Origin of the sequence: Vibrio sp. 10N.222.47.A9 (genome assembly GCF_963872585.1) — a bacterium.
GTDB classification, from domain to species: Bacteria; Pseudomonadota; Gammaproteobacteria; order Enterobacterales; family Vibrionaceae; genus Vibrio; species Vibrio splendidus.
The window spans coordinates 19,812-43,636 of record NZ_CAWNBB010000047.1 but is presented as its reverse complement, the minus strand read 5'-3'; the positions used below and the strand labels follow the sequence as shown (position 1 = coordinate 43,636).

The 23,825-nt window shown below is 43.9% G+C and carries 23 protein-coding genes; 6 read left to right on the top strand and 17 right to left on the bottom strand.

The genetic code is table 11. The annotated features are described in order from the left end of the window. Positions 1–11 precede the first annotated feature (11 nt). The 6 genes from AACT19_RS14780 to glpT all read right to left on the bottom strand — a co-directional run bounded on the left by AACT19_RS14780 (position 12) and on the right by glpT (position 5,374). Positions 12–515 carry an HAD family hydrolase gene (locus tag AACT19_RS14780; protein ID WP_065608497.1) on the bottom strand — a complete coding sequence of 168 codons (504 nt, stop codon included), beginning with the start codon at positions 513–515 and terminating at the stop codon, positions 12–14. Between the two features lie 43 nt (positions 516–558). Continuing rightward, on the bottom strand, positions 559–1,059 hold the full coding sequence (locus AACT19_RS14775; RefSeq protein WP_061024777.1) for a GNAT family N-acetyltransferase: 501 nt from the start codon (positions 1,057–1,059) through the stop codon (positions 559–561). Positions 1,060–1,098: 39 nt separating this feature from the next. Continuing rightward, positions 1,099–2,043: a D-2-hydroxyacid dehydrogenase family protein gene (locus AACT19_RS14770; protein ID WP_076646989.1), complete on the bottom strand. Its 945-nt coding sequence runs from the start codon at positions 2,041–2,043 to the stop codon at positions 1,099–1,101. Between the two features lie 93 nt (positions 2,044–2,136). Further along, complete coding sequence (locus AACT19_RS14765) at positions 2,137–2,604, bottom strand: ASCH domain-containing protein (RefSeq protein ID WP_076646987.1); 468 nt, start codon at positions 2,602–2,604, stop codon at positions 2,137–2,139. 262 nt (positions 2,605–2,866) lie between these two features. Then, complete coding sequence (gene glpQ / locus AACT19_RS14760) at positions 2,867–3,922, bottom strand: glycerophosphodiester phosphodiesterase (RefSeq protein ID WP_076646985.1); 1,056 nt, start codon at positions 3,920–3,922, stop codon at positions 2,867–2,869. 78 nt (positions 3,923–4,000) lie between these two features. Beyond that, positions 4,001–5,374, bottom strand: a complete 1,374-nt coding sequence (gene glpT / locus AACT19_RS14755) for a glycerol-3-phosphate transporter (RefSeq protein WP_054541329.1) — start codon at positions 5,372–5,374, stop codon at positions 4,001–4,003. Between the two features lie 558 nt (positions 5,375–5,932). On the opposite strand from glpT, the gene AACT19_RS14750 reads away from it, so the two are divergent. Beyond that, entirely contained in the window at positions 5,933–6,646 is a 714-nt protein-coding gene (locus AACT19_RS14750; RefSeq protein WP_076646983.1) for a membrane lipoprotein lipid attachment site-containing protein, read from the top strand. 178 nt (positions 6,647–6,824) lie between these two features. Next, positions 6,825–7,325, top strand: a complete 501-nt coding sequence (locus AACT19_RS14745) for a hypothetical protein (RefSeq protein WP_076646981.1) — start codon at positions 6,825–6,827, stop codon at positions 7,323–7,325. 147 nt (positions 7,326–7,472) lie between these two features. Here AACT19_RS14745 and AACT19_RS14740 read toward each other — a convergent pair whose 3' ends face one another. The 4 genes from AACT19_RS14740 to AACT19_RS14725 all read right to left on the bottom strand — a co-directional run bounded on the left by AACT19_RS14740 (position 7,473) and on the right by AACT19_RS14725 (position 9,758). Next, a complete protein-coding gene (locus AACT19_RS14740) occupies positions 7,473–7,727 on the bottom strand; it encodes a DUF3297 family protein (protein WP_004733911.1) in 255 nt (84 codons plus the stop codon). A 243-nt stretch (positions 7,728–7,970) separates the two neighbouring features. Then, complete coding sequence (locus AACT19_RS14735) at positions 7,971–8,402, bottom strand: GNAT family N-acetyltransferase (RefSeq protein WP_076646980.1); 432 nt, start codon at positions 8,400–8,402, stop codon at positions 7,971–7,973. A 66-nt stretch (positions 8,403–8,468) separates the two neighbouring features. Further along, positions 8,469–8,603: a hypothetical protein gene (locus AACT19_RS14730; protein WP_017078071.1), complete on the bottom strand. Its 135-nt coding sequence runs from the start codon at positions 8,601–8,603 to the stop codon at positions 8,469–8,471. Positions 8,604–8,627: 24 nt separating this feature from the next. Then, a complete protein-coding gene (locus AACT19_RS14725) occupies positions 8,628–9,758 on the bottom strand; it encodes a PcfJ domain-containing protein (protein WP_076646978.1) in 1,131 nt (376 codons plus the stop codon). 243 nt (positions 9,759–10,001) lie between these two features. Here AACT19_RS14725 and AACT19_RS14720 point away from each other — a divergent pair, with 243 nt between their 5' ends. The 4 genes from AACT19_RS14720 (at position 10,002) to AACT19_RS14705 (ending at position 14,377) form a co-directional block, all read left to right on the top strand. Further along, complete coding sequence (locus AACT19_RS14720; RefSeq protein WP_004733915.1) at positions 10,002–10,424, top strand: universal stress protein; 423 nt, start codon at positions 10,002–10,004, stop codon at positions 10,422–10,424. A gap of 274 nt (positions 10,425–10,698) precedes the next feature. Further along, positions 10,699–12,081: a DASH family cryptochrome gene (locus AACT19_RS14715; protein ID WP_076646976.1), complete on the top strand. Its 1,383-nt coding sequence runs from the start codon at positions 10,699–10,701 to the stop codon at positions 12,079–12,081. Beyond that, on the top strand, positions 12,078–13,637 hold the full coding sequence (locus tag AACT19_RS14710; RefSeq protein WP_076646974.1) for a cryptochrome/photolyase family protein: 1,560 nt from the start codon (positions 12,078–12,080) through the stop codon (positions 13,635–13,637). The genes AACT19_RS14715 and AACT19_RS14710 overlap by 4 nt, the downstream gene beginning before the upstream one ends. Next, on the top strand, positions 13,637–14,377 hold the full coding sequence (locus AACT19_RS14705; protein WP_076646972.1) for an SDR family oxidoreductase: 741 nt from the start codon (positions 13,637–13,639) through the stop codon (positions 14,375–14,377). The genes AACT19_RS14710 and AACT19_RS14705 overlap by 1 nt, the downstream gene beginning before the upstream one ends. A gap of 147 nt (positions 14,378–14,524) precedes the next feature. On the opposite strand, the gene AACT19_RS14700 is transcribed toward AACT19_RS14705, so the two are convergent. From AACT19_RS14700 to AACT19_RS14670, 7 genes are all read right to left on the bottom strand, one after another. Continuing rightward, positions 14,525–15,409 carry a PA4780 family RIO1-like protein kinase gene (locus tag AACT19_RS14700; protein WP_029221996.1) on the bottom strand — a complete coding sequence of 295 codons (885 nt, stop codon included), beginning with the start codon at positions 15,407–15,409 and terminating at the stop codon, positions 14,525–14,527. Between the two features lie 93 nt (positions 15,410–15,502). Beyond that, entirely contained in the window at positions 15,503–15,646 is a 144-nt protein-coding gene (locus AACT19_RS14695; RefSeq protein WP_017090249.1) for a DUF2256 domain-containing protein, read from the bottom strand. Positions 15,647–15,951: 305 nt separating this feature from the next. Continuing rightward, the gene (locus AACT19_RS14690) at positions 15,952–19,668 is read right to left on the bottom strand and encodes an AAA family ATPase (protein ID WP_076646971.1); all 3,717 of its coding nucleotides are present in this window, start codon (positions 19,666–19,668) and stop codon (positions 15,952–15,954) included. A gap of 5 nt (positions 19,669–19,673) precedes the next feature. Beyond that, positions 19,674–20,927, bottom strand: a complete 1,254-nt coding sequence (gene sbcD / locus AACT19_RS14685) for an exonuclease subunit SbcD (RefSeq protein ID WP_076646969.1) — start codon at positions 20,925–20,927, stop codon at positions 19,674–19,676. Between the two features lie 212 nt (positions 20,928–21,139). Further along, positions 21,140–21,709 carry a porin family protein gene (locus AACT19_RS14680; protein ID WP_017085555.1) on the bottom strand — a complete coding sequence of 190 codons (570 nt, stop codon included), beginning with the start codon at positions 21,707–21,709 and terminating at the stop codon, positions 21,140–21,142. Positions 21,710–22,217: 508 nt separating this feature from the next. Beyond that, positions 22,218–22,874: a glutathione S-transferase family protein gene (locus AACT19_RS14675; RefSeq protein WP_076646967.1), complete on the bottom strand. Its 657-nt coding sequence runs from the start codon at positions 22,872–22,874 to the stop codon at positions 22,218–22,220. 188 nt (positions 22,875–23,062) lie between these two features. After that, positions 23,063–23,659 carry a LysE/ArgO family amino acid transporter gene (locus tag AACT19_RS14670; protein ID WP_017090253.1) on the bottom strand — a complete coding sequence of 199 codons (597 nt, stop codon included), beginning with the start codon at positions 23,657–23,659 and terminating at the stop codon, positions 23,063–23,065. Between the last annotated feature and the right edge of the window lie 166 nt (positions 23,660–23,825).

Genomic DNA, 23,825 nt, shown 5'->3' with positions numbered 1-23,825 from the left:
ATATCAGAGAGTTAATCGCGCTTCTCCAACAGTTCGCTTAGGCTTTGAACTTGTACGACATTCGGATTCTCTGACTTAAGCTCAACTCCTTCCGTGTTCAGCCACACCGCTTGCAAACCCGCTTCAAGTGCTGGGTAAATGTCTTTCTCTAAGGTGTCACCTACCATGGTGATATCTTGTGGTGCAACACCGAGTTTGGAAATGATGGCCGGATAAAAGCCCGACTCGAACTTAGAAAAGCCAATGCTCGCCTTACAAAAGTAACCCAAGATATATTGAGATAGGCCAACGCGCTCAAAGGCTCGAATGATGTCGTCTTTACTGGAATCACCAGCATTGGTGGCAACATAAACTTGGTAATTTTTGGAGAGTTCAGTCAGTAATGCACGAGCACCACTCACTTCTTGTACCGTTTCCCAGTCACACATCTTCCCTTGTGCGTCTGGGAAATCGACCATCAGCGTATTGCCCCAGTCGAATAAGACTACTTCTGTTAATTCGATTAGCTTTGTCATCTTGCCTCCTGCATACGATGAATTATCTAATGTTTAAGCGAGCCTATAAAAACTTCTCGATCAGGATCTCGTCAAAGTACTGGTCGCCAATCTTACCGTGTTTCTTAGCCGTTCCGACGATTTCAAAACCTTGCTTAAGGTATACCGCTAACGCGCGCTCGTTGTCTGCTCTTACATAGGCGAACAGCTTTTCATAACCTTTGGCTTTCGCTGATTTGAATGTGTAATCAAACAACTGCTTGGCGACGCCCTGCCCACGGCTATTGGCATCAACATAGGTTCCAATGATACCAACATGGTCAAAGGCTTTAGTATAAGTAGCAAATGGTTCGACATTCTGGAAGCCAAGTAACTGACTCGTAGCTTCGTTAACTGCAACGCTAAACACACCACGCGCAGGGAACGACTCAATGAATGCCTTTTCTTCATCAACAGTAAAAGTCTGATCCAAGATCGTATAACGCGCTTCGATAATGATTGGATTCAAGACATCAATAATGCCTTGTGCATCTTCTACTGTTACTTCTCTGATTGTTAAGCTCATGCTTCTCTACCTTTTTATTGCTTTGGGCAGATTCTATCGTTACATGCGATCTCTTTGATAGGACAGAATGTTGTCGAAAGCGATATCGAAGTAGAGTTCGTAGCTATTTTGTTCAACATAGCCTAAATGTGGTGTCGCAGTGACGTTTGGTAAGGACAGTAGCGGTTCGGCGTCTGTTGTTAGGGGCTCACAATCGAACACATCAATAGCGGCAGTTTTGGTCGGTACCTCGCGTAGTTCATGATACAAGGCCATCGGTTCGACTAACTCGGCACGGCTGATGTTCACAAACAGTGAGTTCGGTTTCATCAAGCTAAGGTCGTGTGCCGTAACACATCCTCTGGTGACATCATTCAAACGCAAATGCAAAGAAAGAACATCAACTTCTCGAAAGAAGTCTTGTTTGGTTGCTGTTGCTTCGAAGCCATCTGCTTGTGCTTGATCGCGTGAAGCTTGGCTGCCCCACACTACGACAGACATCCCAAATGCTTGGGCATAATGTGCAATGCATTTGCCGATCTTGCCGTAGCCCCAAATACCAAGCTTCAAGCCCTTCAAAGTTCGACCTAACCCTAACGAGCCAGAATCTTGCCACTGGTTTTGCTTAAGGTTTGACGCGTAAGTAGGAATGTGGCGCGATGCAGCCATAATCAGCGCCCAGCATAGCTCGGAAGGCGCAACAGGCGAGCCTCGACCTTCTAAAACGGTAACACCAAATCGTTCGCACATTTGCGAGTCGATATGGTTACTCACTTTGCCCGTCTGGCTAATCAGTTTGAGGTTAGGGAGTTGTGATAACAGAGATTCGGTGATCTCGGTTCTTTCACGAATGAGCACAATGGCTTCAAACGAGACCAACTTAGCGACGAGATCTTGCTTTGAGTAAGTCTCGGTAAATACCGTGACATCGTGTTGTTCGAGTTTGTTGAAGCAATCGAGGTCTTTAACGACGTTCTGGTAGTCATCCAATATCGCTATTTTCACATCACTCTCCTTGTGATTGTTAGTTATCTTGTATTGGTCAAATGAAGATCAAAGTGCCATGTATCGAGATTCAACACGGCACTCGCTGGGGCTTCACTGTTGATAAACCACTTTGAAACGCTCCAACATAAGTAACATGTTCTCACTTGGTGAGATCTTGAGCTCTTCACATTCACGAGAGAAGAAGTTCCAGTGAGCTTTTCTCCACCATTCTAGTGTTTTGTCACCCTCGCCTTCTGCAGCAGCAAACTCCGCACTCACTTCGTTGTATTTGCACGACGACACCGACGTGATCTCAACAATACAGACGGGCTCACCATCCCAATCGGTGACGACTTGCAAGTGACCAACGATGGGTCTCGTCTCGCCTTCATGGGTATACCAGTGTTCAAGGCCGCAGGACGCCTGTTTTTCACCTTTTAAAATCAACTGCGCGCAGAGGTTGGCGTTGTACTCGTCGGCGCAGTAATAATCAGCACTAAAGGAGGTGTATTGCGAGGCAACGTCTGCTGGCAATGTGTTGAGGTAGCTATCAAGATAAGCTTGGCTTCTTTCTTCCATGATCTTTCCAAATTCAATATTAGGTTGAGCCGATAAATACTTATAGATTAAGCATCTGGCTGCATTGGGAGTAACCTATCAAGTCAGGTTATTGCTGTAAACCGAGTGAATATCAAAGTGTGGGCTGAGAAAGAAGAATATCGGAAGGATTTCGAGGCCAGTACAAGAAGAGCCAAAAAGTAAAAAAAAGCTAAAAGCGCCTTTAGGCTGTGCTTTTAGCTCTTCGTATCTCGTTACTAGTACCTCGTAACTGAGAAGGAAATTAACGTTTTAAGAAGTCGACCGCTTTGTCCGGGAAGTCGGTAAACACACCATCGACTTTTACTTGATTGTAAAAAACGTCCAACATGCCATCAAAATTATCGGCATAAGCTGGGATTCTCCCAGGGTCAGCACGGAACGTGTACGGGTGAACGTCTAAGCCCGCGTCTTTTGCTGACTTCATCAATGGTTTAATAATGATGTTATCTTTGGTCGATGCATCGTCCACCAGCATAGGTTTCCATGGGCCAATGCCATCAGCATAGCTAGCGACTTTTGCCATTCCGCCCTTCTCAAACATCCAGTCATAACTGTACGGCGTTGCTTTGTCACCTTGGTACGTCATGGTTTCATTCCAATCTGTATAAGCCATCAACTGAACGAGCTTAAGATCCATTTCCATCGCTGGCATTAACTCATCATTGATGCGTTGAAGTTCATTGGCGTCGAAACACTGCAAGTACACCTTGTCGTCTTTCGATAGATACCCATATTGTTGCAAGGTGGCAAGCACAGCTTTAGAGATATCTTTGCCTTCGTGACGATGGAACCAAGGTGCTTTAATCTCTGGATAGATACCCACGTCATAACCGAGCGTCTTGTTTAGACCTTGGATCAATTCAATTTCTTCTGCAAATGTGGCAACACGAAAATCAGACTGCCACATTGGGAAGCGTGCTGGGAACCCAGCCACTCGATTACCTTGGTCATCTAGGTTAAAGCCTTCAGTCACTTTTAATGATTTGATCTCGGCAAGCGTAAAATCAATCGCATAGTAACGGCCATCTGCACGAGCGCGTGTTGGAAAACGATCCGCGACATCGGTGACGCGATCTAGATAGTGATCATGTAAAACCACCAATTGGTCGTCTTTTGTCATCACGACATCTTGTTCGATATAGTCAGGTTTCATTGCATAAGCGAGTGCTTTAGCCGGTAATGTATGCTCGGGTAAATAACCAGAAGCACCGCGATGCGCAATCACTAAAGGGTCGGCGAACGCATTTGCAGATAAGCTAAGTGCTAATAAAGTCAGAGACAGTGACGTTGTTTTCATTATTGTTTCCCTTGATAAAACAGAAGCAGGATATACCTGCCTCTGTTGTTATTAGTATGGTGTGGTTCAGCTAATAAACTACTGAGTTAGCGCTTCTTTCTGTCGTTCGAGATCTTTTTGTTTATGGTGTGCACGCTCACCGAGGAAGGCGTAAAGCAGACAAATTATTGAAGCAACACAAGCTCCGACCAAAATCATGAAGCCGCCATCCCAACCGTAATGATCGACCATGAAACCAAGCACCGCATTGGCAGCAACTGCCCCGCCTAGGTAACCAAATAGACCCGTTAAGCCAGCCGCTGTACCTGCCGCTTTCTTTGGTGCAAGTTCAAGTGCATACAAGCCGATTAGCATTACTGGACCATAAATAAGGAAGCCAATCGCAATCAGTGCCAACATATCAACCGTTGGGTTACCCGCTGGGTTCAACCAGTACACCAACACTGCGACAGTTACGAGAACCATAAACAGGATCCCTGCTGGAGCGCGTCGACCTTTGAACAATTTATCTGAAATCCAACCACACAATAACGTGCCAGGAATACCTGCCCACTCATACAGGAAGTAGGCCCAAGAGGATTTATCTACAGAGAAGTCTTTCGCTTCTTTTAAGTAAACTGGAGCCCAATCAAGTACGCCATAACGGATAAGGTAAACAAACGCATTAGCAATCGCGATTGACCACAACAACTTGTTAGAGAAAACGTACTTAAAGAAGATCTCTTTCGCCGTCATTTCTTTCTCGTGAGACGTATCGTAGTCGTCTGGGTAATCGTCTTTGTGTTCTTCAATCGGTGGTAGACCACAAGATTGAGGCGTGTCTCTTACCGTAAACCAAACGAAGATAGCAACGAGAGTGGCAAAAAATGCAGGAACATAAAAAGCGGTTCGCCAATCATCGTTAAAAGCCCACAGTCCCAATAAGAACATCGGGCCAATCAAGCCGCCGCCCACGTTGTGAGCAACGTTCCATACCGATACGATCTCGCCACGCTCTTTGCGCGACCACCAGTGAACCATGGTTCGCCCACAAGCTGGCCAGCCCATGCCTTGAAACCAACCATTCAAGAACAGCAGGATAAACATCGCAGTGATGCTGCCTGTCGCCCATGGCATGAAGCCGAAGCAGAACATGACCAATGCCGACATTAACAAGCCGCCACTGAGAAAATAACGAGGATTAGAGCGATCAGAAACGCTTCCCATTAAAAACTTAGATAAACCGTAAGCGATGGATACTGCGGCTAAAGCAATCCCTAGCTCTCCTCGACTGTACCCTTGCTCAATCAGGTATGGCATCGCCAAACTGAAGTTTTTGCGGACTAAATAGTACCCCGCATAACCAACAAAGATACCGAGAAAAAGCTGCCATCGTAATCGTGTGTAGGTGCTATCGATCTTATCGGTAGATAAACGATCGATATGCGCCATAGGTTTGAATATTCCAAACATAGGAACCTCATGTGTATTGGGCGATAGAAATAAAATGCTCGAACGAAAAAAGTGTAGCGCTCATTCGAAAGCCTGGGAATTGTATGTGCTTCAGGATTATTTTCTGTGATAGAGATAGCCATTAACAAAAAATAACCTTAAATACAGCACTTTAGTTTCATTTGATTAGACTACGCTTCATATTTTTGTTTTTGATTTCTTATTCTAGGAAGGCATTTGTATATAAATCATACTTTCGAGTGAGCAATTTATTATCAATTTCACTTAACAGAATGTTCGGAACTTCAGTGTGGTAGTTATCAGATCAATAGATTGGTACATATAGAGCATGCATAGTGAATGAGTCAGAATATAAGCTTGCGCAATGCATAACACAAATAACACATAGCAGATCGTGATGTATTGTATTTCTTTTCGTTTATTTATCGACCTGACCCGATTGTTTATTGTATGTCTCAAGCGATGCAGCAATGTCTATACACAAGGCGTGTACCCGTCACCTAGTAGTGAAGTTAGTCAGTGAGCATCTTACGAATTCAATAAACGATAGGAAATATCATGAACAAATCACTTATCGCACTCGTTCTTACTGCAGTTTTAGCAGGTTGCTCATCTAGCGGTGGTTCTGAACCAGCACAACCTCAATTTGATGGTGATTATGGTTTCGAGAACATTGACCCAGGTTTTGGTAACGGCGACCCATCTTTTGACGGTGATAATGGTTATGACAACGCAGACCCAACGTACGGCAACCCAAAAAGTATTGCCGACAGAATTGATGAAGCTGATTTAGGTTTTGTTCATATCCCTGAATTGGGAGACATTCCTTTCTTTAACCGAGATGACAGCGATGCCCATGTATCAGCCGTTCGAGAGCAGGTTAGCGACGAGCATACTCTCTACAGCATCTACGTGGATGATAAGCGTGTTGGTGAAGTCATCATTCGTGACAACTATGTCACGGTTAGCTCTGGTGACAAGATGATCTCAGGTGAGCAGAAGTCTTATCTTGATACTGAACATACCTTTTGGACAGTAAAAGACACTAACGGCAATGTAGTTGGTGACTTTAAGCGACTCGACGATGGTGTTTGGGTGTTCCGTGAAGAGATGAACCGTGAAACATTTGTGGTTAAGTATCACGATGGTCAGTGGAATTTTATCCCAGTTGCGGATATTAAAAATAAGGTTAAAGACAACTTGCCTTCTCAGGCAGAAGTTACCAAAGTTCGTGCAAAGATGCAGGTCAATAAGCTGCGTACTTTAAAATAACAATTACCCCCATTCCCATATCAAATAGGCATCCTCAAATCTAAGAGGATGCCGTTCAAAACATCTACGAAGAAAACACTAACAAAAAGCTCAAGGAAGATCCGGACTAGGTTACTAATTTACTGACATTCAACGTTTTTGAATTCGTCGATATTTGTATACATAAGCGAGCGATCCAATGACCAATAACAAACTTCCCCTTCTCATCTTAGCCGCTACTCTGTTCTTCACTATTTCTGAAGTTCAAGCCAATGAACAAAACCAAGAAGAAACTGCGATAACATTTGGCCTATCGGCTGAGCGCGGATGGAGAGATTGGTCTGCTTCTTACATAAAATATCGCGGCCCGGGTAGCATAGGTTATGGTATTGAGTTTACTCGTTCGGCTTATAACGAAGACGAAGAATCGTACGAATACAAACAACGTGACAACGAGTATCAGTTTCACGCCCCTATTGGAATCACCGAAAACTTGTACATCACTCCCGGTTACGGGATTAAGCGAACACATACAGACGTAACTTTGGATAGCCGCGAGTTCTCTGACAGCTCAACCAAACAAGTCGGAGGCGTAGATGCCACCTATATTATGGACAGTGGCTTTGTAGTGACAGCAGGATTCGATAAAGCAGAAGGTGAAGACTTGGAATTCTCAATTGGTGCTGGTATCGCCTGGTAAAAGTAATAAGCCTAATAGATTTAGCAAACAAAAAGGGTCTAGATTTCTCTAGACCCTTTCAAGTAATAACTCTTAGTGACTTTATGTTGGCTAATTAGACAAAACATTTGCTAACTACACGAAGCATTAGCTCGTCACACAAAGCGATTATTCTTCGATGTAAAAAGCTTCTACAGAGCCTTTTAGAGTAATAAGCATTGGCTGACCACGGCGGTCTAGCGCTTTTGGAGAAGGGATCTTAACCCAACCTTCGCTGATGCAGTATTCTTCAACATCAGTACGCTCTTTACCATTTAGACGAATGCCGATTGGGTATTCGAAACACTCAGCCACGTGGTGTGGGCTGCGTGGGTTACCTGCTAGATGATCTGGTAAAGCTGGTTTTGAATTAGTATCGCTCATGTTCATTACCTGTATGTACGTAAATAAAAAAAGTGCGCCATTCTAGTCAATATAGGCTTTGTGCTCAACAACTGCTGCAATAAATCGTAGTGATCGTTTTAATCAACAGCGAGTTGTTTGATTTAAAGGCAATATAGGTATCATTTCAAACGAAAATTTAACAGGATTATACGTTGTTGATAAAGAGATAGGTTCAATACTCGATAGGTAGATAACCTAATAGTCGGCTTTGCTCTGAGCTTATCAAATAATCTCTATACTCATCACTTTATGGTTTGCTTCTGAGTCGATATCGACGACTGACCAACCTAATCCTTGGTAGAGTTCCATTACATTGGTGTACACGTACAGTTGAGTTTGTACTGTAGAAGAAAACTGTTTTACACCACGATTAATCAATTCACTTGCAATACCTTGACCACGCCATTGAGCATCAACATAAACAGCATTAATCCAAACCACATCTCTTACTTGATGAGGTTCCTGAAAATGGGAATATGCCAAGCCACCAATGACCACATTATCTCGAAGCACTACTATTACTGGAGGGAGTTGTACGCAGTCTTTATAGGTATCTTTAAACTTAAAATCCGACCATTCACTTTGAAACAAGCGCTCTAATTCACTCCAATATGGCGAACTTTCATCGCAATTTCTAAAGATTACTTTCTGCATGTTTCCGTCCTTTGAAAGGGAGTAATTTGGCCATCCTAGCCTTGGTTTATATCAGTGTAGGTAAAGTTACTCTTCTTCGTCATAATCGTCTGCAGGGTCTTGATTGATTTCTTCGCCACACCCTAAGCATTCGGCTTGCAAATCTGTTGGCATAATAATAATCAAACCACAATGCGGACATAAATCGCCTTGTTGAAACATCCTGCTATTCCTTCTACTTCATGGCTATTGCTTAGGGTACTTTTGCTTACTCGCTTCTAACCAGTCATGGATGACTTGGCGAGCCGACTCCGACGGTGGTGCATTTCGTTTTCCGCAAATTTGGTCAATCTCAAACGGAAACGTTTTGCTCGGGACACGACGTAAACCTATGGTTAAACGCTGAGGTTTGAACATGCGGAATACCACATAGCGGTCGCTCATGATTCGATTGTGATAAACACCAATGCAGTGTTTTTGCTCCATGCCTTCTTTTTCAAGGTCGTAGTAATCAGTAAGCGGATGAATATTGTCGTTACCTAGCAAAGGAACCGGATAAGGAATGTCTTTATCCATTGGGCGGTTACCCTCTAAACGACGCAGTTGACGTTGCTCTGTCCATCTATCGTGAAGTTGTTCGAACATCGCAAATGAGTTCTGGCTGGTAATGGCGCGTAATGGATCATCCATCTCCAAATCTAGTCCTAACAATATCGCATCTTGGAACATTGCCATTTTTGAAGGCGCATTAAGCCTGCCCTCTTCCACCATCGCAATACCCAATCGACTGCCGGTTAGAAACGGATGAACCTGATCCAAACGCAGCGCTGTGTAGCCAACTTTGGAGTAATGCTTGAATTTAAGAACACGTCTTTGCAGGGGTTCGAGAATTCGTACAATGTGGTCAAGCTCATCACCGACGTTGTAATGAAGCTCTAGCTTATCGATGAATTTTAGGGTCGCTTTACTGCCGTCTAAGCCCAGTTTGGTTAAGATTCTCTTTTGCCCTAGGCGACTCAGTTCCAACGCTTTCTTGTTATCGACACTGTGCTTCATGCAGATTAATGCCAAAATAACCGGCCTCAATTCAAGCAGTTGAGCTGCTTCATAAGTATTCGCCGCGAGCCACAACATCTGGTATTGATACTCTGGGAAATCATCGGTGATTTCACGATAACGAGCAGGCAATGAATCTAACCAACGACCATTCACATCAAACTGCTCAACGAGGTTGAGGCTTAAACCAATACCACCATCGAGCGGTCGTCTACCATCTTCAAATACGTGAAAACCGACAAGTTTTTGAGACCAATCGCGGATCTCAATATCGTAGTCAAAGCCTAATGTTCGAGTTGGGATGGTGAGTAATGCTGTCATTAATGCCTCTTGGTTATTGACGAGTTGGACTAGCGAGCTTATCTAATAGCAAAAAGCGTAAAGATCGAACTCACTTCACTATAACAACCTTTTGTAAATTTCTTATCAATCAAAGCGATATAAATACGAGAGTACTTAGAAGATCTTTGAATGATGATTTTACGCAATATGAGACCTCTTCGATATCATTTACTTAGAGAGAAACTATGCTTGTAACATCACTAATAACAAGAGGCTTTAATTATGGAATACCGACATATTCTGGTCGCACTTGAAATGTCTGATGACTCGAAAATACTCATTGATAGAGCAACCTTCTTCGCGAACAAACTAGAAACGGAACTTTCGTTTGTTTATATCGACGGTACTCACGGAGAAATCTACCCAGAACTCGTTGATATTCAGCAAAATAATGGTGACTTACCTGTCAATGATGATGCGATAAAACACTTAAGAGAGTTTGAGGCTTACGCTAAACAGCCGGTTCAGCATATTTTTGTAGGTACGGGTGATTTGAATGACAAACTCAAAGATGCTGTGAAAACGCACAACATTGATCTAATGCTCTGTGGTCATCATCATGATTTTTGGCATAAGATCATCTCGCACTCGAAGCAATTGATAGACTCTTCTCCCGTCGACATACTCGTCGTTCCTATGGACTAGAGCTCGTTCCTAAAGACTGACTGCTGCTATGGACTAGAGTTTCTATGGATTGTCTGTTCCTAAAGACTGTCGCTCTTAAAAAATAGCTGTTTGGGCTAATAAAGCCAGGCTTCATTAGCCAACCTCTATCGGTATTATTGGTTGGCTTCTGTCCCCTCCTCAATCCTCTTCTTTCCCCAAATTCAACCAATACCCATTTGACGTAATCATTTGTGATCTTGTTTGTTCATCCACTCGTAACCGTCTAATAACTAACAAATCACGAGTGCAAGCAATGAAAAAGATTGGTCTCTATCTTTTTACGAACGACTTAAGAATCAACGACAATCAATTGCTCCATTGCGCTGCACAGAGGATCGAAAAACTCATTTGCGTGATTGTCGAACCCACTTGGGTTCATTTCTCTGCTGATTTAGCGCAAGAGCAAAGTTATGGCGCACATCGCCAGGCTTTTGTTTCACAATCGATAGCCAATTTAGAATCGAATTTAGTAAAGCTTGGGCAGCAACTTGTCGTAATTCACAGTAACCATATAGAACCAGGCGCTGCTGAGCAAACACTCAGCCAAATTATTGCTACACAGCACGTCACCCACTTTTTCGCCAATGCACACTGCGGTTACGATGAGCGACGATTGATTCGATCAATACAAAGACAGTCGCCTAACTTAGTAATGTGTTTACCACATCACTCAACCTTGTTTGACTCACATGAGCTACCGTTCGAATTCTCAAAAGTCCCGAGCTCTTTTACCAAATTTAGAAAGCTAGTCGAGCACTTAGACGTTAATGACGGTGAGACGGTTATTTCAGCTCTACCACCAGCAGTGAGACTAGCATCGACATCGACAATCTCATTATTCAGTTCACCAAATGATGAAAGCGCAGTAATAAGCGATTATTTGGGTGGAGAAGACGCAGGACTAGCGCATTTAGAAAACTACTTTTCACATGACTACGCTTTTAATTACAAGCAGACTCGAAACGCATTTGACGGCATCGAAAACTCAACCAAGTTTTCACCGTGGTTAGCGCTCGGCTGCGTTTCGCCTAAAACGATTTATCGCCATTTAAAACAGTTCGAAGCCGATCATGGCAGTAACGATTCAACCTATTGGATCTACTTTGAGTTGCTGTGGCGCGAATATTTCTATTGGAAGTGTTTGTTACTGGGTTCCTCGTTGTTCGGTGAAACCTCAAACCATAAACTCGACTCTTCCAACTCCTCAGAGACGTTGAACCTGAATTTAGCCAAATGGAAAAGTGGCAATACCAACTATCCGATTGTCGATGCGTGTATGCGTCAGCTCAATACAACTGGCTATATGTCGAACAGAGGAAGACAACTGGCAGCCAGCTGTTTGATCTACGAACTAGGGATCGATTGGCGACACGGCGCGGCCTATTTTGAGAGCCAACTTATCGACTATGACGTGGCATCAAACTGGGGCAATTGGGCGTATATAGCCGGAGCACTGAGACCTCAGGTAAGCACTCAAACCAACAAGCAAAAGAATGCCAACCAAGCACAACCCAAATCACGTCATTTTGATTTGGGTAAGCAGACCGATATGTACGACCCAGACCATGCGTTCATCAACAAGTGGAATGTCAGAAGCAAAGAACTTGTCTTAACCAACAATCAGGATGTGTTATGAATTTCAAAACCGTGCGCCTTGTCTTAGGCGACCAACTCAATATCCAGCACTCTTGGTATCAACAGGTTGATGACGAGGTCATTTACATCATCGCTGAACTTAAGCAAGAGACTGACTACGTTGCATCGCACATCCAAAAGGTGGCCGTTTTTTTCTCTGCGATGGACTATTTTGCCGACGAACTCAAACAACAAGGTCATCAGGTACTCCACCTCACTCTTGATGACACCACGCAATTTGAAAATCTCGATGCGCTATTGCAACACTACGTACACGAATTCGGCGCAGAGAAATTCGAATATCAAAGGCCAGATGAATATCGCCTTTTAGAGCAGATGAACAAGCTGAAGCTCACTAATGCGACCAAAGGTTGTTGTGATTCCGAACACTTCCTCTTTCCATTCGAAGAGATCGAACAACAGTTTCCGAAAGACAAACACATCATGATGGAACACTTCTATCGCCGAATGAGAAAGCGCTTTGACATTTTGCTAGAAGACGGAAAGCCAGTTGGCGGCAAATGGAATTACGATGCGAGCAATCGAAAGAAACTCAAGAAACAAGACATTGAAAGCCTGCCTCAACCTCTGATGTTTGCCAACGACATTTCCGCGATTTTAGAACGCATCGAGCGTCATCAAATTCAAACCATTGGTGAAGTTGGCGACCAATTATTATGGCCAGTTAACCGCGCACAAAGCTTGTCTTTACTCGCGCACTTCTGCCAAGTCTGTTTACCGCTGTTCGGTCAGTTTCAAGATGCGATGACGACAGAACACGACTCAAAATGGAGCTTGTACCATAGCCGCCTCTCCTTTTCGATGAACAGCAAACTGCTAAGCCCCCAAGAAGTGATTGATGCTGCGCTGTCGGCTTATCAGGCCTCTTCTAAGATAAACACACCCACTATCGACATTGCACAAGTCGAAGGGTTTGTACGCCAAATACTGGGGTGGCGAGAGTACATACGCGCCGTCTATTGGGCAAACATGCCTGCGTACGCCAATAAAAACCATTATTCAGCAACCAATAAGCTGCCTCATTACTTTTGGGATGGACAAACCAAAATGAATTGCATGAAGCATGCGATTGACCAGTCCCTTGAATTTGCTTACGCGCATCACATCCAAAGGTTAATGATCACTGGCAACTTCTGCTTAATTACGGGCATAGATCCCGACCAAGTCGACAGTTGGTACCTTGGTATATACGTCGATGCGATTGAGTGGGTCGAAATGCCAAATACGCGAGGTATGGCACTGTTTGCGGATGGCGGGATCGTCGGAACCAAACCATACTCTGCCAGCGGTTCTTACATCAACCGTATGAGTGACTACTGCAAAGGTTGTCACTACAAGATAAAAGAACGCAGCGGAGAGCAATCATGCCCTTTCAATAGCTTGTACTGGCGCTTTATGAACCAGCGCCGCGATGCGTTAAACCGTAACCCACGCATGGGCATGTTATATCGCTCTTGGGACAACATGAATGAACAAGACCAACAAGCGATACTCGAGACCGCAGAACAACGAATCACAAACTTGGAGAATTTATAATGGTTGAGCAACTCAGATTACACATTTTGGTGGTCGGTGGGAGTGGCGGTATCGGTTTCGCTGTGGTTAAACACCTATTATCTGAGCTCTCTCGCTTTGATTTTCTTGATGTGCATGTAGACGCGACTTACCACTCTCAACAGCCAGAACTAGAAAACAGTCGTTTGAACTGGCACAAAGTCGATGCAACCAATGAAGCTGATATTGAGCAACTCAGCAAACAGTTTGAAAAATTGGACTGGTTGATAAACTGCGTGGGTATGCTTCACACATCAGAGCTCGGGCCGGAAAAAAACTTGTCTTCTATCGACCCTGAGTTTTTCCTGAAAAACATTTCGGTGAATACCCTACCCAGCTTATTACTGGCAAAGCACTTCACACCTATTCTTAGAACGAGCGACAATCCAAAGTTTGCTGTAGTTTCCGCAAAGGTAGGTAGCATTTCAGACAACCGATTAGGTGGATGGTATAGCTATCGCTCTTCCAAAGCCGCACTCAACATGTTCATCAAAACCATGTCGATTGAATGGCAACGCACCATAAAGAAAGGCACAGTATTAGCGCTACACCCGGGCACAACAGACACGGCTTTATCGAAACCTTTTCAGACCAATGTCCCTGAAGGTAAGTTGTTTGAGTCGAGCTATGTAGCCCATCAATTGGTGGACATCATTCGCACTGCTACACCGGATAACAGTGGGCACTTCTACGCTTACGATGGTGAGCAGTTAAGTTGGTAATTAATACCAGTGGCCGTCTTCCATGAGTGCTAAAAAAGAAAACCCAACAGAGTTGAGGCTCTATTGGATTATTTTTTGAAAGAACGTCTTAGTTTTTTAAGGCGTTATGACTGACATTTAACGAAAGATCAAAAACGATGATCACGACTACTCAGCCCAATTGAACTTGCTGTCGTCTACACCTTCTTTTTCTTCTTTAACACGCTCGCGTCGGTGTTGTTCTTCAATTCGCGCAGCGTCTATCTCTTGCATAATGGCTTCGATGTCTGCCAAATCGTCAGTTTCTGTAAACTCGCCCGTCAGCTTGCTGTCTGGCTTTAAGTCGCCTTTCTCGTACAGCGCCCACATTTCCTTGGCATACTCGGTTTTCGCCAATTCAGGGGCAAATTGAGCGTAATAATCACGGATGTTATTGATGTCACGAGCCAACATCCACTCAGCGTTGTTATTAGCCGAAGCGTCGACAGCTTGCGGTAGATCGATAATCACCGGGCCGTATTCATCAACCAATACGTTAAACTCAGACAAGTCACCATGGATCAAACCAACGCAAAGCATTTTAACCACGTAAGTCATCATCACCGCATGATCTTCAATCGCTTGTTCTGGTGGCATCACAACATCGTTCAATCTAGGAGCCACATAACCGTCATCATCAGTGACTAGCTCCATAAGCAGCACACCATCAAAACAGCCATAAGGCACAGGCACACGAACACCCGCTTCGGCCAGTTTATACAAGGCATCCACTTCAGCGCTTTGCCACACTTTTTCTTGCTGTTCTCGACCAAAACCAGAGCCTTTTTCCATCGCTCTGGCACGGCGACTGTTTCGGACTTTTCGTCCTTCACGATACGCCGTTGCTTTTTTAAAGCTGCGCTGGCTTATTTCCTTATATACCTTGGCACAACGGATCGTATCGCCGCAGCGTACTATGTACACTGAAGCTTCTTTGCCACTCATTAATTGGCTTGTCACCTCGTCGACTAAACCATCGTCAACTAAGGGCTGTATTCTTTTAGGTATCTTCATGCCGCCTTTATACATTAGTTGTCTTACAGATAGAAATATTAACTTAAGAAATGAATGACGAAACTATTAACGTGTTCTAAAAACGAACAGAAATTACGCCAAAGTTGGCTTATGACGACGACAACGTTCAGAACAGTAGATCACGTCATCCCAACAGCGCTGCCACTTTTTACGCCATGAGAAAGGCTTTTGGCAAATAGGACATGTCTTAGTTGGTAAATGAGACTTCTTGTGCATGGCCGTTTCCTTTTTGATGAGTCCACTTCCTGCGTCTACTAGAGATTCTCTATTAGGTTCATTCCTCGCTCTAGGGAGTGACGAAGGCAATACCAACAAACTCAGATTCCCCGTTACGCTCGCGCCTCATTTTAGGGAATAGCGGCAGCTACTCTAATCGTTCTTTACTGCAGAACGTGACGGCGGAGTGATTGATAACAGCCCCCCGAAACTCCGTCATCCTCGAGAAGGAGGAACGACTGAATCGGGGATCTGCTTAACCCAGCTCTGTTTCTATTTCTGCGCTGATGGAATATAGCTAGAACCTAAGCAACAACCTTGTACTGCTTCTCCATCTCACTCACACCAAGGCCTGAATGCTTTGTTACTTTAAGCTGAACGGGCACACGCTCTTTCAGTGCTTCAACGTGGCTGATTACGCCGATCATCTTGCCTGATGCATTCAAGTTATCGAGCGCGTTTAAAGCAATGTCTAAGGTGTCACTATCCAACGTGCCGAAACCTTCATCCAAGAACAAAGAATCAATACTGGTTTTGTAACTCACAAGATCAGAAAGCGCTAATGCCAACGCCAAGCTCACCAAAAAGCTTTCGCCACCGGATAAGGTTTTGGTGTCACGCATCACATCGCCCTGCCATGTGTCGAGCACTTGCAGTTCTAAGCCATCATCGGCTTTACGTTTAAGTTCGTATCGACCATGCAAACGTTGTAGTTGTTTGTTCGCCAAGTACACCAAGTTTTCCAGTGTTAGACCTTGAGCAAACTTACGGAACTTGTCGCCGTTCTTTGAGCCAATAAGTGAATTCAGACGTGAGATGTCATCAAACTCGACCTGTTGCTCGTCTATTTGCTTAAACAGATCTTGCTGATTACTTCGGTTCTGGCTATCCGTTTCAAGATTGGCAGAAATTGCACCGATCTTTGTCGCATGGCTTTGTTGTGCGTTTTGGCATTCAGTAGTCGCTTCTTCAACTTGCTGTTGGTCTTGCTCTTGCCATGCTTTAGCATTTGCGTGGTTTTGTAGCTCCACTTGCGTCACTTTGGCGGTGTTCAACCTAGCTTGTGCACTGACAATCGCTTCGTCTAAAGACTTCTTCAGGCTTTGAAGTTGAGTTCTAACCTCTTCATCCAACAATGCTGCTTCAAAATCAGCCTCACCTTCGAATGGGCTGGTTTTCAGCGCTACTAACCAAGCATTCGACGCTTGTATGTAGCTCGATTGCTTACTGACTAACTCGTCCGAGAAACCAGTGTGTTTGGTTTGCTCAGTTCGATGTTCAAGTTCACAACGGTTAAGCACCAACTGCGCGGCATCAAATGCATTTACCGCTTCGGTGACTTTTTGCTTCATCGCATTGCTGGTGGCTTGAATATCTTTGTCACCAAACAGCTCTGTTCTTTCAGCCGTTACACGAGTCAGCTCTAACACTAGAGACTCACTCTCTTGCTTCAGTGTCGCGAGCTCTTTCTCAACACTGCTTAGCTTGTCATCTAAGGTTTTCAATTCGGCATTTTGAGTGATCAGCTGCTTCTCAATATCGGCCTGTTGTTGTTTAGTTTGCTGCCACATGCTTGATGCCTGTGATTTCGCAGTAAACCAATCATCGATATGTTCAAGTTCAGGCGCTTCGATAGCCGTTTGAACCATGCTCTCTTTCAGAGAGTTCCATTGCTGCTCTTTTGCTAGAGCTATCTGAGCCACTTGTTCGTTCGTGCTGTGATTTTGCTTATTCAGATCCGCTAAGCGTTGCTCGGCCAACTCGAGATTAGACTGCGCCTTGTCAGCCATAACACTTGCAGACAAGCGTTGTTTCTCAGCTTCAGCATAGTGTGCTTTCGCATCAGCCAACGCTTTGAGTTGCTGCGAGCTCTGACTTAGTTGAAGTTCACACTGCTGAGCAAAGGTCGCGACAGTAGCTTCATTGCCGAGATCGTTAATCGTTAGCAGTGCCAATTCAGGAGCAGTGCCAACGAAATCCGATAAGCTCTGTTGAAGCTTGCCGACAACGCCTTGCCAATTCATTTGAGCCTGCTGAATATCCGCTTGTGCACGTTGAATGTCATCGTTAAGCGCTGCAATCATAGGGGCAAGAGAATCTAACTGCTGACGATGCTCTTGGCCTTCTTTTTTGATAGCTGTTAGCTCTAGGTTTTCCGTTTCTTTTTGAGCAACCAAATTTGCAGTGTCTTGCGACTGTTCAATCGAATGGTCTGTTGAACCACATAGCGGGCATTCAGATCCAGATTCTAGAGCTGCACGGTATTTTGCTAATTCGCCTTCTTGATCAATCAAACGCGTTAATCGCTCAAGCGAAGTCTCTTTCTCTTTATATCGCTCGACTAACACTTCACGTTCTTTCGAAAGCTTGTCGACCAATTGGATGTTGGTCTGATGTGCCTGTGTTTTTGCATGCAGCTGTTGCTGGGCATTTAGGAAACCACGATTGATCTCAAGTAATGAGTAGGTATTGCGATTCCAAAACTCCAACAGATCTTTTTGCGCATTCAACACTTGTTCGCTGGTGTTGCCTTGCAATGCTTCCCACTGTTGTTTTGCACTACTCTCTAGCACAACCAATTCAGCTAAGGTCTTATCTTGCGTTGCTTTAGCGTCTTGCGCAGATTTGATGATCGTTTGCTGTGCATCAACCGCACACAAAGCTTGCTTCGCTGAGTTTAGTTGTTCTGCATGTTGACGCTCTAAAGTACGAACTTGCTCAACTTTGGCTTGCCATTGACCTAGGTATTTTTCCAGATATTGGTCAGCTTGATGTGTATTTAAATACTCAGTGCTGAGTTGATCTTGTTGCTTCAGTGCATCTGTTTTTTGGACTAAAACGACTTGTTGATTACGCTGCTGCGTATGTTGCTCGTTTAGCGTATTTGCTGCATTAACGGCCGCAGTTTGCTTATCTTTGAGTACGGCAATTTGGTTATCTAGCGGACGGACAAGATCGATGATCTTCTCTTGTTCTTGTTGCTCGGTTTTAACCTGTTCGACAATCGCACTGCTTTGAGTCAGTTTAGTTTGCGCGTCTTGCTTCTCTACATCACGGACAGCAAGTAACTTGGTGCTGTTATCTAAGTGAACTTGAGTGGTGTTCACCTCTTGTTCGCAACGCTTTAAATCTTTGTGCATTGGGCGCAGCTTTTCAGCCGGCTCACTATTTGCCAAGCGCTCTAGTGACGGTTGGTTACGGTCTAGTTCATCTTGAGCTGTTTTAAGATCGTGCTCACTGGTCGCAATAGTTTGCTCAGCTTTGGTCACGTCTTTCCACCAGCTTAGATGCGCTTGCCACTCTTTTAATTGCTCGGCTAAACGCTTCTGTTCGGCTTCTAGCGTTTCTCGTTCTGCGGTTAGCTCTTTGATTTGCTCTTCAGACAGTAAGCTCACACCTTCTGCTTTCGCTTTAAGGTGATTAAGTGACTCTTCACTCGACTTAAAATGATCGTAGATACGCTCTGAAATCAAGCTATAGACTTCTGTGCCTGTTAACTCTTCCAATAACTCTGCACGATCGTTAGCATTGGCATTTAAGAACGCCGCAAACTCACCCTGAGACAGCATGATCGATTTAGTGAAGCGTGAAAAATCGAGCCCTGTTACCTGCTCCACCAACTTGGTTTTCTTGGTCAACATAGTTTCTAAAACTTTGTCGGTGTCCGCATCAGCAAACTCACACGTTGGCGTTTGTAATGCGCCATCGTGTTTTCCGCGAGCACGCTTTTGATGGAAGTTCGAGCGGTAGGTTTTGCCCTGCACTTCAAATTCCAGTTCAGCAAAACACTCACCCGTGCCACGTGTCATTAATTCATTGTTGCCTTTGGCAATGCTCTTCAAACGCGGTGTGCGGTGGAACAATGCCAAACAAATCGCGTCAAGAATGGTGGTTTTACCCGCCCCTGTTGGACCAGTAATCGCGAACAGGCCATTTTCCGCAAACGGTGATTGGGTAAAATCGAGCTTCCAACGCCCTTTCAAAGAGTTCAGGTTTTCAAATTCTAGGCTTAAAATCTTCATACTGGTTACTCTTCTACTTTGTTTGGCGCTTGAGCGCTCTCAGACACTTCAACCATCACTTGTTTAAACTTCACCGTCATGCGCTCTAAACGCGCTTTTTCAGAATCGGTTTCAAATTCTTCTAAGGCAATACGCTTCGTAAACACGTCCATCGGGCTCAATTCAGACAGCGTTTCTGCCGACTCTTGCTCTAAAGCTTGGTTACGGCGTTCTCTTGCTCGGCGCAGTTGCAGCACTTCAACGTTCAATCCTTCGGTTAGTGCGCGCATACGTTCTTGAAGATCCGATAAGTAATCTTGCGCTTGCACTTCTATCGATAACCACACGCTTTGTTCGCTATCTAAACCTATGTATTGGTTCAGCTGAGATTCGATCTCGCTCAAGTCGCCTTTGATTTCAGCTAGGGGTTGGAACGTTGGAACTGGCAATTGAGAAATGGTGCGCTCGCCCTCAACAAACTCAACCACACATACCTGCTTTTGAGATTTAAGTTCATCAAAGCTTAATGGGATTGGTGAGCCGCAGTAACGAATGTATTCACGCTTTGCCACCACTTGTGGGCGATGGATGTGACCAAGTGCAATATAATCTGCGTCTGGGAAGCCATCAGCGGCAAAACCATCAAGGTTGCCAACATAGATATCGCGTACCGAATCCGATTGTTGGACACCCATCGCCGTTAAATGACCGGTAGCGATAATCGGCATGTGCTCGCTGTTATCAAACGTCGCACGTTTTGCAACAGCGGCGTCATAGACACTTTGATAATGCTGTTTGATAGCATCGCCGAGTTGCTTCTGACGCTCAACGCCTGTGACGCCCGCCTGGCTGGTCAACACATCACGAGGGCGAATAAAAGGAATGGCACAAACCAGCGCTTCTACATCGCCGTTCTTGCCTTTTAGTTCAACAACCTGAGTCGCATGATCTTCATTGGTATTAGGAATCACGTCTGCGCCCATGTATTTGAGCAGCTGTTGTGTCTCTTTAAGCACAGACACCGAATCGTGATTTCCACCTAACAACACCAATTGACAGCCGACCTTGTTCGAATCGACCACGAACTTGTTATACATCTCACGAGCGTAACTCGGCGGTGTACTGGTATCGAAAATGTCGCCAGCAACAATGATCGCGTCAATGTCGTGCTCTGTAACTTGCTCAAGTAACCATTGTAAAAACCGTTCATGTTCATTCTTACGGCTTTTATTGTAGAAGTTTTGGCCAAGATGCCAATCGGACGTGTGAAGAATCTTCATTGCTGCTCACTGGAAGTCGGTAATACCTTTAATCTACCAAAATAGTCGACATAATTCCCTTTTATAAGCTTGTGAAAACCAACTAATTTCAGGCTTTGGACCAACTCCGCCCACAGCGTGAGCAATCGTTATTTTTGACATAAAAAACCGCTCTACGTTAGAGCGGTTATAGGTGTCCATGACATTAGCTGTAAGTTATTTCACAGAGGTCATTAAAAATTGTACGAAGCACCCAGTGTTACTGTGCTAAACGCGACATCGCGGCTTGCCAGTCTATTACCATTAGGGCCGAAGAATTCGATATTTACTGCATCTGCTTGCGAGATTAAACGTAAGGTTAGGTTTTCTACTGGCGTGTATTCAACACCTATACCAAAATGGAAGCCTGCACCAGAATCATCATCAATGTAACTAGAGCCCTTAGAGTTTAGATCAACGTAGCTAAGGCCTGCGGTTACAAACGGACGAATTGAATTATCAAACGTGTAACCCAAATTTGCCGCAACAGAGAAAGATGTTGGTGAAAGTACCTTAGTGCCAAATTTTTCGTAATCAGCATAATCTGTGTAACCAAGTTCGATACCTACAATGCGGTTAAATTGGTAACCACCGTAAAGGCTATATCCCATGCTTTCAGCATCTAAATTACCTGCGCCATCAGTGTCTGAGTCTTGATACACGCCAAGGCCAGCGCCAATGTATGGACCACCCTCGATACCAGCAGCAAATGTAGGAAGTGAAACTAAGCCAACTAGGCCCAATAGAAATGATGATTTAAGCATGAAAATACCCTTTTTTTGTCTGTCCTACAGTAACGTTGATCAACAGCCAATAGTTTCCGACACTATTTCACCTGTTGCGTTACTGTTTAAAATAAATTAAATAAGCAGCCCCCAATGAATAATAAAACACTGTTCATTTACGGAGCGAATGAGAAAGTACCACAAGATTTTTAGGTCATCAAACGAACAATCATAGATATTTAGTCCAGTCTTATTTATGAGACAGATGTGTTTCCTGAGAAGTAACGAGTACTAAAAAACGTATAAACCTGATAGTAAACCTGAGCATCATCAATATTAAGTTATTTATAATCATGTCGTTACCGTACTAACTAAATTGTTACTCGTTCTCAAAAACAACCTGAATCTTCACGCCTAAATATAAAAACTCATCCTGCTCCTCTCTTTTTCCAATAAAAGATATAAAGAGAATAATGAGTTTAATTTTGGGAGGGCATTTATTTAGAACGGCCTGCTGTTAAAATATATTTCAATTTGATTCATATTATTAACGAGCTTCAGCGAGACTAGCCAAATAGTTATTCGTTAAATAAAAGCCGCTGAACTTCTCAATAAAGTCCGCAGGAACGGTTTTATCGGTCAAGCCAGATTCAATCAGCGCCGCTTGCCACTTCTGTACTTTCGGAAAGCCTTCAAGCATATCAAAACCGGAGCCTTCTTTAATCACTGATGCTCGGTGTAACAGTGGTAGCCAAGCGATGTCGACGTTAGAGATGTAATCGCCTTTAAAGAAGTCGCTGTCACCCAGCTTGTTCTCGGCCTTTTGGAAGGATTTTTGAAGATTCGCTAAACGTGTCTCAAAGGTTTCTTTATCTTTACTGCCCATCGTTCCACATTGCGGCATGTAATGTTTGCTTGCCTGATAAGACCAAGCGCGATCTAGTGCTTTTTGCTCTGCAGACACCTCTTCTATCGGCGCATATTTATCGTCTAAGTATTCAACAATTGCATCTGACTCAAACAGAACTGTGTCATTTTCTGTAATCAATACTGGCACTTGTCCGTTTGGCGAAATATCTAGGAACCATTGAGGTTTATTATTTAGCTCAATGTATTCAATTTCAAATGGGACATTTTTGATTACTAAAGCACCCATTACACGTTGAACGAATGGGCAGTTTTTAAAGCTAACAAGTTTAATCATGGTTGACTCCGAATTAGGTCATTAATTTGTATTTGTACCCCTAAGACGAACGCCAAAACCGAAAGACGAAAAATAATTCTATTTTTGTGGAAATAATTAAATACGAAGGCAACTAAAGGCAGTCACTTTAAGTCGTCACTTTAGGTAGGAACTTTAGATAATATGTTTGAATGCCTAATTACGAGCGGCTAGACGATCAAAGATATTGCAATAGATGCCATGATCACGCCAACGACAAACTCCAACACCTTCCACGCTCTCGGGTTCTTAAACATTGGAGCCAAGAAGCGTGCGCCATATCCAAGTGAAAAGAAGAACACAAACGACGCCGATACTGCACCAGCGCCAAACAACATTTGATTAGGTTGATATTGCGTTGAGATAGAACCCAGCAATACCACAGTATCCAAATACACATGCGGATTAAGCCAAGTAAACGCCAAACACATCGCAATCGCTTTGGTTAGCGAGTCTTTGGTTTCAGCAGTGGCTTCTAAGGCGTGGGTTTCAGTAAATGCTGAACGGAAGCTTAAGAATGAGTAGACACCCAAAAAGATAGCACCACCATAACGAGCGAGCTGCTCAATTTGTGGGAACTGTTTAACGATTGCGCCAAAGCCTGTAACGCCGAAGCTAATTAGTAAGGCATCAGAAATGGCACATACAGCGCAAACTGCCAATACGTGTTGATTCTTAAGCCCTTGCTTTAAAACAAATGCATTTTGAGAACCGATTGCAAGAATCAGCGAAAGCCCAAGGGAAAAACCAGCAAAATAAGTCGTCATGGAAAAAGGTCTGTAAAAGTAGTGACGGTAATAATTGACACAATACTGCCAATTAATCAGATTGTTAACAAGTGACTCTGTTGTTTATCAATGACACGTTTCGTGTATTTTTGGCCATTAGAGTAACAAAAACACGAGGAGCAGACGCACACTTCGACTCTAACCG